We start from the raw sequence: 13130 nt of genomic DNA on the forward strand, positions 1-13130 counted from the left end.
TAGTAAAGCTGGGGCTGGTAGCCCTGGCATTCTATCTGTTGCTTGGTTCCACGATTGATTGGTCAAGCTGGAAAACCTATGCCGCCATGTTGATCTTTGGAGCATTTCTCTAAAAGGATGACCACGGCAATACCAGGTCAGACAACAAGGTCGTTAGCATGATCGTTGGAAGCAACGGAAGCACCTTGAAAAAGGTCGGCAGCACTATAAAATCCATCAGCAATGCACACAAATAAACTACTGGTATCTTAAAATGAAAGTGAAAGAGTTGATCGCCATGCTGAACGAAAGAGACCCTGAGGCAATTGTTCTGATTTCCGGCTATGAAACGATCGGCGGCACGGAAGTCGCAGAAGCTGATTTGCTCATTGATATGCAGTCAATATGCTTAGAACAGGCTGATAATCTCACAGGAAACCGTAAAGTTGTTTCTTCCGGTGGTGAAGATTCAGTTTGGTTAGGCTGGAAAGATGATTACCGTACAAAGGTGTTTTTAGAAGATGCCCAAATTCCTGATCAAGATGAATGACGGTCAGCGTTGGCTTCAAAGGCAATCTATCAGTACGTGAAACGTAAATGTTAAAAAATAACCACATATGAATCAATAACTTATGTCAAAGCTAAGTAGAGATGTCCGGGGTGGGGCAAAGTTCAAATGTCCTTTGATAATATTGAATTCCTGGATAAAAATCGCATCTTAACCTCTTCGTTTGAGTACCTTGTTGGGTTGACCCCGTATTCGCTTTATTTGTAGTATTGGGCTGCTTTGAAGTGTTTCATGTTCAAACGCGACGTGTTCTGTAAGTTCTTCCTGACAACAGAGCCGACAATATATACACATCCGCTATGGAGAATCTGACAACCGCTATGCGTATTACGCCACCCTGAGTTTTTCCTTCCTCTGTCGTACTGAGCAAGCCTCAGCACGCACTCAATAACATCCCGTCTGCGGATGTGCTTTACCGTACGTAAAAATGTAGCCCTCCAGGGCTGACTGTATCTAAAAACTGAGAAATTACTATGTTGCTGTCCTCGACGCGTAAGGACTGGCTGGGTAACGTCCGTGGTGACGTTCTGGCCGGTATTGTTGTCGCGCTCGCACTCATTCCAGAAGCGATCGCCTTTTCCATTATCGCCGGTGTTGATCCCCAGGTGGGCCTCTACTCGGCGTTCTGTATTCCTCTCGTTATGGCCTTCTTTGGCGGACGTCCGGCGATGATTTCGTCCTCCACCGGTGCAATGGCTCTCCTGATGGTGACGCTGGTGAAAGATCATGGCTTACAGTATTTACTGGCTGCCTCCATACTGACCGGGGTATTCCAGCTGATAGCCGGATATCTGAAGCTTGGCGGGCTGATGCGTTTTGTTTCACGCTCAGTGGTCACGGGGTTTGTTAATGCACTGGCAATACTGATTTTTATGGCCCAGTTGCCTGAGCTGACCAATGTGACATGGCATGTTTATGCCATGACTGCGGCAGGGCTGGGGATCATCTATCTCTTCCCTTATATCAACAAAACCATTCCTTCACCGCTTGTGTGCATCGTGGTGCTGACTGGGATTGCCATGTGGCTGCATCTGGATGTGCGAACCGTCGGGGATATGGGGAAACTTCCCGACAGTCTGCCGGTCTTCCTGCTCCCGGACGTGCCTTTAAATCTTCAGACGCTGCTCATCATCCTGCCATATTCTGCGGGGCTTGCGGTGGTTGGCCTGCTTGAGTCGATGATGACCGCCACTATCGTGGATGACATGACCGACACGCCAAGCGACAAAAACAGGGAGTGCAAAGCTCAGGGCATCGCGAACATCTGCACATCCTTTATCGGAGGAATGGCAGGCTGCGCGATGATTGGGCAATCTGTTATCAACGTAAAATCCGGTGGACGCGGACGACTTTCAACCCTCACGGCGGGCGTGGTGCTGCTTTGCCTGATTGTGTTCCTGCGCAACTGGGTCTCCCAAATTCCGATGGCAGCGCTGGTCGCGGTGATGATTATGGTTTCCATCGGGACATTCTCCTGGCGCTCCATTGCCAACCTGCGGACACACCCCCTTTCAACCAGCGTGGTCATGCTTGCCACCGTCGCGGTTGTGGTGGCAACACATAATCTGGCCTTCGGTGTGCTGACCGGTGTACTGATTGCTTCGCTCAATTTTGCCACTAAAGTATCCCGGTTCATGCGTGTAACCTCAGTTCTGGAGGGGACGAGCCGGACGTATACCGTCACCGGCCAGGTATTCTTTGCATCAGCAGACCGCTTTACGAGCCACTTTGATTTCCGTGAAGCGATTGAGAATGTGGTGATAGACGTTTCACATGCCCATTTCTGGGACATCACGTCCGTCAGCGCCCTGGATAAGGTGGTCATTAAGTTCCGTAGAGAGGGCGCCGGGGTTGAAATACGTGGGATGAATGAAGCCACCCGCACCATCGTTGACCGGTTTGGTGTTCACGATAAACCTGAAGAAGTCGAAAAACTGATGGGCGGTCATTAACAGACTGGAGGGAAAACTATGAATAATACTGTTACAGCCTGTGTGGACGGTTCACTTTCAACGCGGTCAGTGTGTGAATATGCGGCGTGGGCAGCCCGCACTTTGCAATCACAGCTAGCACTGTTGCACGTTATCGAAAAAGACAGCACCCCGGTAGTGTCAGACCTGACCGGCACTCTCGGCATAGACAGTCAGCAATTGCTGACCGATGAGCTGGTAGAAATTGAAGGGCAACGTAATCGCCTGCTGATGGCCCAGGGGAAAGCAATACTGGAAAGTTGTGCTGAACTGCTTCAAAAACAGGGAAGCCCGGATGTGCTTTTGATGCAAAAACACGGTACACCGGATGAAGTTCTGGCAGAGCTGAGCGACCTTCGTCTCATGGTGCTGGGGCGTCGGGGTAGCCAGCATCCGGTAGGCTCTCATCTGGAAAGCGTTATTCGTCTGCAAAAGAAACCCCTACTGGTTGTTCCGGAGAACTACTCAGTGCCTTCCAGAGTCATGCTGGCTTATGATGGCAGTGAAGAAAGCAGGAGTAACCTGGAACGTCTGACGATGAGTCCCTTACTCAGGGGGCTGGAGTGCCACCTTGTCATGGTAAACGGTAAGAAGGAAGAGCTGCTGACCGCACAGCAAATTTTACGTGACGCGGATATAGAAAACAGCACAACACATCTTACCGGGCAATCAGTCGGGGACGCGCTTATTCGTTACGCCGAGGAAAATGCTGTCGATCTGATAGTGATGGGGGCCTACGGTCATTCCAGGTTGCGGCAGTTCTTTATCGGTAGTCATACCTCCGAAATGCTGCAAAAGACGCAACAACCGCTTCTTATCCTCCGTTAGCACTGATTATCTTAAATAAAAAAGGGCGAGTTCTCTCGCCCTTCGTCACAAGAACACGTTTAGTTCAGCCGGTTACCTTTTTCATCAACTACCTTCTCACCGTCCTCTTTCGTGAACGCGCTTTTCTGCGCATCGGGAAGAATATCCAGCACGACTTCAGAAGGGCGGCATAGCCGGGTACCCAGCGGCGTTACCACGATAGGGCGATTGATCAGAACAGGGTGCTGCAACATAAAATCGATTAACTGCTCGTCAGTAAAGCGGTCTTCCGCCAGCCCTAACGCTTCAAAAGGTTCGACATTCTTACGCAGCAGCGCTCGTACCGTGATCCCCATATCCGCAATGAGTTTTACCAGCTCAGCTCGTGATGGTGGGGTTTCAAGATAATGAATAACGGTCGGCTCTGTACCGCTGTTGCGGATCATTTCAAGGGTATTGCGTGACGTGCCGCAGGCCGGGTTGTGATAAATGGTAATGTTGCTCATATCAGTATCTCATTACAAAGTGAAAGACAGACGAAGCGCCAGTGCTGCAAGCGTGACAAACAGCACGGGGATTGTCATGACAATGCCCACCCGGAAGTAATATCCCCAGGTAATTTTGATATTTTTCTGCGACAGAACGTGCAGCCACAGTAACGTTGCCAGACTGCCGATAGGGGTAATTTTTGGCCCCAGGTCGCTGCCGATGACGTTGGCGTAAATCATCGCTTCTTTGATAACACCGGTCGCTGTGCTGCCATCAATCGACAGCGCCCCGACCAGCACGGTCGGCATATTGTTCATCACTGATGACAGGAAGGCCGTCAGGAAGCCCGTACCCAGCGTTGCCGCCCACAATCCCTGCTCTGCCAGCTGATTCAGCAAGGAAGAGAGATAGTGGGTCAGACCGGCATTTCGTAAGCCGTAGACCACCAGGTACATCCCCAGCGAGAAGATAACGATTTGCCAGGGCGCACCACGCAGCACCTTACCGGTGTTAATGGCATGCCCTTTTTTCGCAACAGCAAACAGAAGCAATGCACCAGCGGCTGCGACCAAACTGACCGGTACGCCCAGCGGCTCCAGTCCGAAGAATCCCACCAGAAGCAACACCAGAACCAGCCAGCCGGTTTTAAAGGTATTCACATCACGTATAGCGTCTTTCGGTTCTTTCAACAGAGAAACGTCGTAAACGGCGGGAATGTCCTTACGGAAAAACAGATGCAGCATCACCAGCGTAGCCGCAATCGCGGCCAGGTTAACCGGGACCATCACGGCGGCATATTCTGAGAAACCAAGCTTAAAGAAATCCGCCGAGACGATATTCACCAGGTTTGAGACAATCAGTGGCAGGCTTGCCGTGTCAGCGATAAACCCTGCGGCCATGATAAACGCTAAGGTTGCTCCCCGGCTGAATCCCAGCGCCAGCAGCATCGCGATAACGATAGGTGTCAGGATCAGTGCCGCACCGTCGTTGGCAAACAGTGCCGCAACCATCGCACCAAGCAGGACGATCCAGGTGAAGAGCAGCCGCCCCCGGCCATTCCCCCAACGGGCAACGTGCAGCGCGGCCCATTCAAAGAAGCCGGATTCGTCGAGCAGAAGACTGATGATGATCACGGCGATAAAGGTGGCGGTCGCATTCCACACTATCTGCCAGACCACCGGAATATCCCCCAGATGAACGACGCCAGTCAGCAATGCCAGAATTGCGCCCAGTGAGGCACTCCAGCCAATCCCCAGCCCTCTGGGTTGCCAGATAACCAGGACGAGCGTGAATAAAAAGATAGCACCAGCCAGTAACATCAGAAACTCCATTCACATTTGTTTATTCGGATATATATATCGCCATCAGCAGGAGACAGATGCCACGCTACTGAGCTTGTTGCGTATGTTTTCTCGTTCACAGTTCCAGGCTGTATCAATAATACCCGCAGCCCATGCTGGCATGTGTGGCGACAGTCGGTAATGCACCCATTTTCCTTCGCGACGGTCGATGACCAGCTCGGCTTCACGTAAAAGGGCCATATGGCGAGAAATTTTTGGCTGAGACTCTGCGGTTGCCGCACAGATGTCACAGACGCACATTTCACCGGACTCCCTGAGAAGCATCACGATAGTTGAACGGGTCTCGTCGGCGAGCAGTTTAAAAAGCTGAACAGGCTGTAGCATGCTTAACCTCGTAAAAAAATAACAATACATATGGTATTTCATATGTGATAACTTTTAAAGCATAGCTTATGAAATGGAGATTTTTTATGACCGACTTACCAGCAATCGAACCGGCTTATTTTGATGATGCGCTTGCCAGCAAACTTACGGGCAACAACGAAACCATGCCGCGAATTCTCATCCTGTACGGTTCAGTACGAGAGCGGTCCTACAGTCGTTTTGCAGCGGAAGAGGCCGGGCGGTTGCTGGCAAAGATGGGGGCTGAGGTGAAAATATTTAACCCATCCGGTCTGCCGTTACCCGATGATGCGCCCGAAAGTCACCCCAAAGTGCTTGAACTCCGCGAGCTGGTCAGGTGGTGTGACGGAATGGTCTGGAGTTCTCCGGAAAGACATGGCGCCATGAGCTCGGTGATGAAGGCCCAGATTGACTGGATACCCCTGAGTGAAGGTGCTGTTCGTCCTTCCCAGGGTAAAACGCTGGCCGTCATGCAGGTTTGTGGTGGTTCACAGTCGTTTAACACGGTCAATCAGATGCGGATACTTGGCCGCTGGATGCGGATGTTCACCATCCCCAATCAGTCGTCAGTGCCAAAGGCATGGCAGGAATTTGATGATGAAGGGCGCATGAAACCCTCACCCTGGTATGACAGGATTGTCGACGTTACCGAAGAGTTGTTCAAAATGACGTTACTCCTGAAAGGGCACACAGCCTACCTGTCCGACCGCTACAGCGAAAGGAAAGAGAGTCATCAGGAGCTCGCGGCACGGGTCAATCAGGCCAAAATCTGACAGCCAGGCATGCCCGGATGGATTACCGGGCTTTAAATCGGTTTCTTCCCAAATATCTCTTCAGAGCGTGACTGAAGTTTCACCAGGGCATTGAACATATCGTCCTGATCCAGGGAACGCTGGGATTTCTTCGTCGTGGGAGCTTTACGCCTGCGAGAAGGGCCGTCTCCGGATGGTACGGATTGCGACCGGTTATTATCCCGCTCGGCCTGGACCAGCTGCGCCATTTCCAGGGCCCGCCCCAGACGTTTGTTATCCACAATGGCCCCCTGATCGATTTCAGAAAGCTTGTCATAGGTGGAGTAGGGAAGTGATACGCCATTAAGCCGGAGCTCTTTATGTCCATCCGGGTAATGCCAGACATCGATGTATTTACCAATCGCCCGACGACTGAATTCGCTGTCTTCAATCAGATAAAGGACTTTGTCGTATTGCACTGTGAGTGATTTCGACACTTTACGAGCTTCACGCCAGTTAAATACCATATCAAGATCGTCATCGACATCCAGTTCCCGATGAACATCAAACGCCTGGCGAGGCGCTTTTGCGAAACGACGGTTGTAATCGTTCATGAACTCTTCGGCAAATGCGTTCGCAGCTTCCATGGAACTGATGCCCTGGAGCCTGAGCTCCTTGACCAGTCGGTCCTGAAGCGTCAGGTGCGCCCGTTCAACGCGGCCTTTGGCAGCACTGGTTTCTGCACAAATGGTCTGAATGTTCAGTTCATGCATCGCACGGCCAAACTGGGTATCGCCGTCGCCGCCGGTTGCATTTTTATTGTTGATCCTGAATACGCTGGCTTTGTCGCTGTACAGCGCAAGCGGTTTGCCATGTTTTTCAATATAGCCCCGGGTCGCTTCAAAATAGGTGAAAGTAGACTCAGATTTCACGAAAAGAAGCTGCATTAAACGACTGGTTGCGTCATCAACGTAAACCAGTGCCGTACACTTAGGTCCCCGATTTTCAAACCAGTGGTGGTCGCAGCCGTCGATTTGTATGAGTTCACCGGCACAGGCACGGCGGTAACGAGGTTGCTGAATTTTTGGCGCACGTTGCTTACGTGGGACCCACAGACTGGCCTGAGTCATCAGCTTACGGACGGTTTCTTTGGAAAGATGAACACCGTGCACCTCAGACAGTTTTTCACAGGCCAGCGTCGGACCGAAATCGTTATAGCGTTCGCGAATAATGTTCAGCGCGTATGCGGCCAGTCCCTGAGGCAACTGGTTGTTACTGGATTTACCACGACGGCGGCTGGTCATGCCAATCGGACCATCTTCACGATAACGCGCAAGCAGACGACGGCACTGACGGTCGGAGATACCAAGCCGCTGAGCTGCCATTTGTGTTGTCAGACGCCGGTCGATGACATCCTGAATGATTTTGAGTCGGTTAACTTCATCCAATGTGAAAAACTCCGCTGCGAGAGCCGTCATGGTAATCCTTACTTGATTATACACGCCGGACATCTTAACTTAGCCATTATCGGACATTACAACTTTGCTACTACAACTTATGTCAAAGCAAGTTTAAAATGTCACCTCTTTGTGCAAGATAGAAAGGGCACTTTCAGCCTATGTAATCATATTAATGTGACTGCTGCGTTATCCCACTCAACCAATTAATAAAGCAAAAGTTAAATATGAAAGACTGGAATAAAAATATAACGAAAACATCTTAATATGGAAATATCTGTGTCAACGGGATCTTTAGTTATTGAATATCTGGTTCTAAATAGGTTCTACATTCAACGGGAAGGGAAACCAAATATCTATATGTTTTTTATAAATACCATTACGTGGCAAACAACAATCTGCATATTTTTTTAAAGAATCTCCACATGGACAAATATTTTCTGGCGATAATACTCCATCATGTTCTTTCGCCTTAAATCTCCAGGTCGTAATATTGAAAATTTGATGTGGGGATTGTATGTATTTGACAACACTAATTAAAGTTGAATAGTTATAATGATCACCATCATTGGAGAAAAAAACACTACATTTGTTAACGGGATTACTAACTATGTCATAAGTAATTAATTCAAAATCGATCACTTCATCAAAGCAAAGAACTCCATTATAAAGTTTATTTTTAACATGACCACAATCATTAATAAAACTACGGGTTGTATTACATACTGAACATTTCACTTCTTTTATTATTTCACGAGAACTACCGAAGATTTTATATGGGAATAACGCCTGCCAATTACATACCATTCTCGCTAAGAAGTTAACACCATAGAAATTAACCTCAGGCAGAAACTCATTATTTTCTTTAATATGTATTAAATCTATTTCTATCCTTTCAAGTTCTACCCATGCTTCATAAAAATCACCTCTTGTAAGTAAATTAATGACTTGAATATATTTTAAATGGGCTAGTAAAATTGTTTTGTATAAAAACAATCTGTTTGATTCATTATTCAAGCTCAAGGATTGAGCTTTTTTTAACTCAGCATTAAGATAATCAAGAATAGCACTATCTTCTTGAGTAATACACATCCAACGCTTTAACTTTTCGTGAATATTCATAATATCTATATAGATTTTTATTTGATTTTGTTAATTACTTTTAAAACATCGTCTACTTTTCCAGAAACAGTGTATTTCACATGTTTTCCTGATTTATTTTTTTTAATTATAGAGACTTTAACGTCTATATCTCTAGTTCCAAAGTTATCAATTTTTTTCTGAATATAATTTGAAACAAGATTTACTAAAAAAGGTATCATTACTGATGTGGCAAAGAAAGTGCCTAACGCTAACGTTATACTGTTTAATTGCAGGTACGAAACACCATTAGAATCTCCGTACACTTTAACATTAGAATGTGATTGCTTGGTGAACTGGAAAAAATCCAGTGCATTACCTCCAGTAATTTTTGAACTATCAAAAACGATCGCAATCTCATCATCTTGAGGTTCATATGAAGAAATGATTTTTACCTCTTCATCTTCATCACTCATTTCACTCAAAGTAATGGGGTTCATTCTCAACTCCTTGTTTTATATTTTTACATTCAAATTTTACTATACGACTGGTTAATTGCTCCTGTCCAACACACACCAGAGTTCATATGCTTAGCATACAAGGGACCAATGCCAGTAGCGACAGGCTAGTGTGTCAAAAAACCACATGAAGATCAATCTCCTGCGGAAAATTTGGCCGCAATTAGTTTCATTGTCCTTTCCATGCCTTGATAAACTGTCGCATCTGTAATGTTTAACCTTGCGAGTTCCTTAAGTATTCTAGCTTTGTTTCTGATCACTATTTTTTCTACTTTAAACTCTTGCATAGCATCATCAGGGTTTGAAACTAAATCGGGATAAACAGCATTATTCCCAAATAATAAGAATGCACCTGACTGTGATGACATCCTTTCATTATTATTTCTTCCTTTAACGAAAATTAACCTTTCCAAATCTGATGGTATAATTACATCTTTAAAATAAGGTTTTTCATCTTTAATGTAATGTATGAGTTTTTGACAAGCTTCAGTTTTATTGAAAGCCTCCTTGTCCATTTTACAATCCAGCTGATCTTTCAGTGTTTGACTTAGCATTGATATATTTGATATGCAACTTACTGTATCAGAGTCAAAGAATTTTATACGATCCCTTTTTGTTTTGAAAATAATAACATGTCCATCAACCTCATTTGTATTTTCATTATTACTAATGTCGCAACAAGCGAAATACAGAGCGATTAGTGGATTTGATGTTATATCCAACAAACGAGTTGGTAGTCCGTAGTGTTGCATCCTTACTAACTTGTCTAGCATTGTTTTATCATCAACAAACTCAGTTGGCCTTGCTGTTAGGGCTTCACGGACTAAATTTGATTCACTGTGCAAATGCTTGAAGTTACCTTTTTTGTTTTTCCTGAAAACTGATGGAGCCAACTCGTAAGATACATCAGAATGTCCACGATAAAATATTTCTGCATCTTCTTCATGATCTTGTTCTAAAACACGCGCCATGAAACTTTGAACATTATCTATTATTGGGTAGTTATCAACTTCATCAGGAAGTGCTTCAGTAGGAGGAAGTGGTGTACTTCTTGTCGTTATATTTAGAAGTGCTAATGTTTGATTTAAATCACGTGCTTTTATTCCCCAGTGAGTCCGTTTCAGCCCATATGCACCTAATTCTAAAGCTGTTTGATATAACTCTTTGTTTATCACTACGACATCATCTTGTGAGTGAGTGATTCTGAAATCAAACTCAACATTTTTGTTAACTGTTCGTAGATTTGAAATTACACCAAGTCGCAAAGTAATGTATTCAACATTGTCTCGGGAATAAAGTTCTGACATAAAAAGCGTAGGTAATTTCTCAATATAAGATAATGCTTTATCATTCAAAGGCGTTAACTTCAACCGGATGTCATCAGAGGTGCCTTCTAACATACGTGATATAGGAAAATCACAACTCCCACTAACCCGTTCATACATGGGCCAATGTTCAAAATAGTCAGGTTCTCCGCCCATAATTAGATTAAACATTAAAACTAAATCCTTATATTTTACTTAATGAATTATTTACAATCCAATCAATTGCGCCAGAGGTGCGAATCCAAGGCTTTATATTATGATTCACATAATAAATGGCTTCATCCATTCCACCTAACGTGATATATCCACTGTTAGACTTGATCTGTAATCTGCACTTCGATAACAAGCCGGGGATGTGTCTATTAGAATCAATCGCAGCTTTAGCGATATCATCGGCATCCGGGGATGACTGTCGGTAGGCGAGTAGGGCGCGTGTATACTGAAAAAACGAACGCATATCCCCAGGATAATCGTCCAGTAGCAAGGCCAGATCATCCACCATTTCAAGCTCAAGGTAATAGTTCGCTAATAAATGACGAATCCCCTGGTTATCGTTCGGGTTGAGCTTCAGCATTTCGCGGCTATGAGCCATAGCCGGATAAAAATTACCAGACTCCCATAAGGCCTCAGCCAAAGCTGCTTTTGCTCTCATATATGGACGTGTTTCGACAAATCCCCAGAAACGTCCTGCGAACTCCTGAAAATCCTCGCCAAGTGCAATGCTGGCTGCGTACAAAGCAGTCTCCAGCTTCCCGATTTTTGACTCAGGAGGTTCTTGAGATATCTCGCAGTAGAATGAGTATGCGTCAGCACAGAGCGGGGATTTCTTGATAGCTTTTCTGATGAGTTTCAGCACAACTTCCAGGTCATCATTTTCCCAGGCATCGAACATGAACTCCTGAGCCGCAACCAGATCTAGATGTAATTGCTCAGAGCTGACAGCAGTTTTATACAAATCAACGCGCTTTGTAGTCGGGAATTTAATCATCTCAAGTATCCTTTTGGGGACTCACTGTTCCGGTACTTTGCAGCACTGATGGTCGATTCTATCGCTTTGAACTTGCCACAAACAAGCTCGGGTCTGCCAGAACGGGATTGATAGCCCGGAGCTGTTCCTGGATGCGCACCTGAGCCTTACGGCTGGGCGATTTTTTGCTTCGTTCCCGTTTGCCTTCGCTTTCCCGCTCATCCTGTTTTACCTGAGCCAGTCGGAGTACAGTCCCGAGACGTTTGTTATCAACAATCTGCCCCTGGTCGACACAGGCCAGCTTATCAAATGCCTGGCACTTAAGGCTCCGGTGCCCATAGAGGAAGGCGAGGGTGCCATCGGGATAATCCAGTACTTTAATTTTTTCACCGGCAAGACGGCTATTTTCTTCTGTGGTGTCCATGAGATAAAGGATCTTATCGTACTGGAAGGTCAGTGATTTCGACACGGTACGAACATCATGCCAGGCAAAGATGTCTCTTAATTCATCGGGGCTTTCCTGCACCGGACGATGCAAATCTTTGGGGAACTTAGCCGGTCGTGAAAACCGGCTGTTAAAGTCAGCGATGAAAGTGGCAAGCCAGGCATTTGCGGCCTCAATGCCGGTTATACCTTCCAGACGCATTTCTTTGATCAGCCGATCCTGAAGTGTCTGATTCGCACGTTCCACGCGGCCTTTAGCTTCAGAGCTGTTGGCACAAATAAGCTCGATTGCCAGGTCATAAAGCACACGTCCGAACTGGGTAACGGTGGTATTGCGTTTCTCCGGACCACTGACGCGAAATATTGCGTGTTTGTCACTGTACAGCGATACCGGCTTCCCATGCTGCTCGATGTATTCCCGGGTTGCCAGCATGTAGTCAAAGGCTGTTTCTGACTCGCTGAACCGCAAATGCATCAGACGCCCGGTGGCATCATCGATAAAGACCAGCAGGCAGCATTTTGGCGCACGGCCTTCAAACCAGTCATGGTGGGAGCCGTCGATCTGGATAAGTTCACCCAGACAATCACGCCGATGTCGGGGTTGATAAACCCGTGACTTACGGCGAGCATGCGGGACCCAGAGTCCGTCAGACGTCATCCAGTTGCGGACGGTCTCGATTGAAAGCCGGATATTATGGCGCTCTCTGAGTTTTTCTGCGGCCAGTGTGGGCCCAAAGTCACTGTAGTTTTCACGTATCAGCGTGAGTACTCGTAGTTTGAGAGATTCGGTCAACCGGCGGTTGCTGGGCTGGCCGCGTTTGCGGCTGACAAGTCCTTCAGCACCAGAAACTCGGTAACGATTGATAAGTCGTTGCGCCTGACGTTCTGAAATGCCAAGCTGTGATGCTGCATCACGACGGCGTAGACGCTTTTCACAAACTGCCTGTATCACCGGTAGGCGGTGGATCTCTTTATCTGACATGGTCACCAACATGCGTTGAGCCCCTTAGAATTGCATTCAGTTTAGCTTACTCTAAGGTGACGTTTCTATCTGGATAAAAAGTGACATTACTAAATGGTTCTAACAACTTA

Annotated in this window: 13 protein-coding genes; 4 read left to right on the forward strand and 9 right to left on the reverse strand. The window is 46.6% G+C overall.

Annotated features, from left to right (window positions below; all coding sequences use genetic code 11):
* Positions 1 to 253 precede the first annotated feature (253 nt).
* The 3 genes from ACVCAM_RS24890 (at position 254) to ACVCAM_RS24900 (ending at position 3345) form a co-directional block, all read left to right on the forward strand.
* Positions 254 to 529, forward strand: coding sequence for a hypothetical protein (locus tag ACVCAM_RS24890; protein ID WP_000864986.1), 276 nt, complete (start codon positions 254 to 256; stop codon positions 527 to 529).
* A gap of 491 nt (positions 530 to 1020) precedes the next feature.
* Complete coding sequence (locus ACVCAM_RS24895) at positions 1021 to 2499, forward strand: SulP family inorganic anion transporter (RefSeq protein ID WP_000927306.1); 1479 nt, start codon at positions 1021 to 1023, stop codon at positions 2497 to 2499.
* A gap of 18 nt (positions 2500 to 2517) precedes the next feature.
* Positions 2518 to 3345 carry a universal stress protein gene (locus ACVCAM_RS24900; protein WP_001066652.1) on the forward strand — a complete coding sequence of 276 codons (828 nt, stop codon included), beginning with the start codon at positions 2518 to 2520 and terminating at the stop codon, positions 3343 to 3345.
* Between the two features lie 59 nt (positions 3346 to 3404).
* On the opposite strand, the gene arsC is transcribed toward ACVCAM_RS24900, so the two are convergent.
* The 3 genes from arsC to ACVCAM_RS24915 are packed head-to-tail and all read right to left on the reverse strand — an operon-like array spanning position 3405 to position 5498.
* The gene (arsC, locus tag ACVCAM_RS24905) at positions 3405 to 3830 is read right to left on the reverse strand and encodes a glutaredoxin-dependent arsenate reductase (protein ID WP_000065802.1); all 426 of its coding nucleotides are present in this window, start codon (positions 3828 to 3830) and stop codon (positions 3405 to 3407) included.
* A 12-nt stretch (positions 3831 to 3842) separates the two neighbouring features.
* A complete protein-coding gene (locus ACVCAM_RS24910; protein ID WP_000922628.1) occupies positions 3843 to 5132 on the reverse strand; it encodes an arsenic transporter in 1290 nt (429 codons plus the stop codon).
* 45 nt (positions 5133 to 5177) lie between these two features.
* A complete protein-coding gene (locus ACVCAM_RS24915) occupies positions 5178 to 5498 on the reverse strand; it encodes a transcriptional regulator (protein WP_000941305.1) in 321 nt (106 codons plus the stop codon).
* Positions 5499 to 5584: 86 nt separating this feature from the next.
* Here ACVCAM_RS24915 and arsH point away from each other — a divergent pair, with 86 nt between their 5' ends.
* The gene (gene arsH / locus ACVCAM_RS24920) at positions 5585 to 6289 is read left to right on the forward strand and encodes an arsenical resistance protein ArsH (protein ID WP_000130816.1); all 705 of its coding nucleotides are present in this window, start codon (positions 5585 to 5587) and stop codon (positions 6287 to 6289) included.
* A 32-nt stretch (positions 6290 to 6321) separates the two neighbouring features.
* Here the strand turns inward: arsH and ACVCAM_RS24925 are convergent, their stop codons facing one another.
* The 6 genes from ACVCAM_RS24925 to ACVCAM_RS24950 all read right to left on the reverse strand — a co-directional run bounded on the left by ACVCAM_RS24925 (position 6322) and on the right by ACVCAM_RS24950 (position 13020).
* Positions 6322 to 7725, reverse strand: coding sequence for an ISNCY family transposase (locus tag ACVCAM_RS24925; protein ID WP_000125668.1), 1404 nt, complete (start codon positions 7723 to 7725; stop codon positions 6322 to 6324).
* Between the two features lie 294 nt (positions 7726 to 8019).
* Complete coding sequence (locus ACVCAM_RS24930; RefSeq protein ID WP_016239971.1) at positions 8020 to 8826, reverse strand: hypothetical protein; 807 nt, start codon at positions 8824 to 8826, stop codon at positions 8020 to 8022.
* Between the two features lie 17 nt (positions 8827 to 8843).
* Positions 8844 to 9284, reverse strand: coding sequence for a hypothetical protein (locus ACVCAM_RS24935; protein WP_016239970.1), 441 nt, complete (start codon positions 9282 to 9284; stop codon positions 8844 to 8846).
* Between the two features lie 152 nt (positions 9285 to 9436).
* Positions 9437 to 10798, reverse strand: a complete 1362-nt coding sequence (locus ACVCAM_RS24940; RefSeq protein WP_000482601.1) for an FRG domain-containing protein — start codon at positions 10796 to 10798, stop codon at positions 9437 to 9439.
* A 13-nt stretch (positions 10799 to 10811) separates the two neighbouring features.
* On the reverse strand, positions 10812 to 11615 hold the full coding sequence (locus ACVCAM_RS24945; RefSeq protein ID WP_000589340.1) for a hypothetical protein: 804 nt from the start codon (positions 11613 to 11615) through the stop codon (positions 10812 to 10814).
* A gap of 58 nt (positions 11616 to 11673) precedes the next feature.
* On the reverse strand, positions 11674 to 13020 hold the full coding sequence (locus ACVCAM_RS24950) for an ISNCY-like element ISLad2 family transposase (RefSeq protein WP_076611902.1): 1347 nt from the start codon (positions 13018 to 13020) through the stop codon (positions 11674 to 11676).
* Positions 13021 to 13130: the final 110 nt, after the last annotated feature.

The sequence above is a fragment of the Enterobacter sp. CFEC122 genome, from assembly GCF_052983755.1.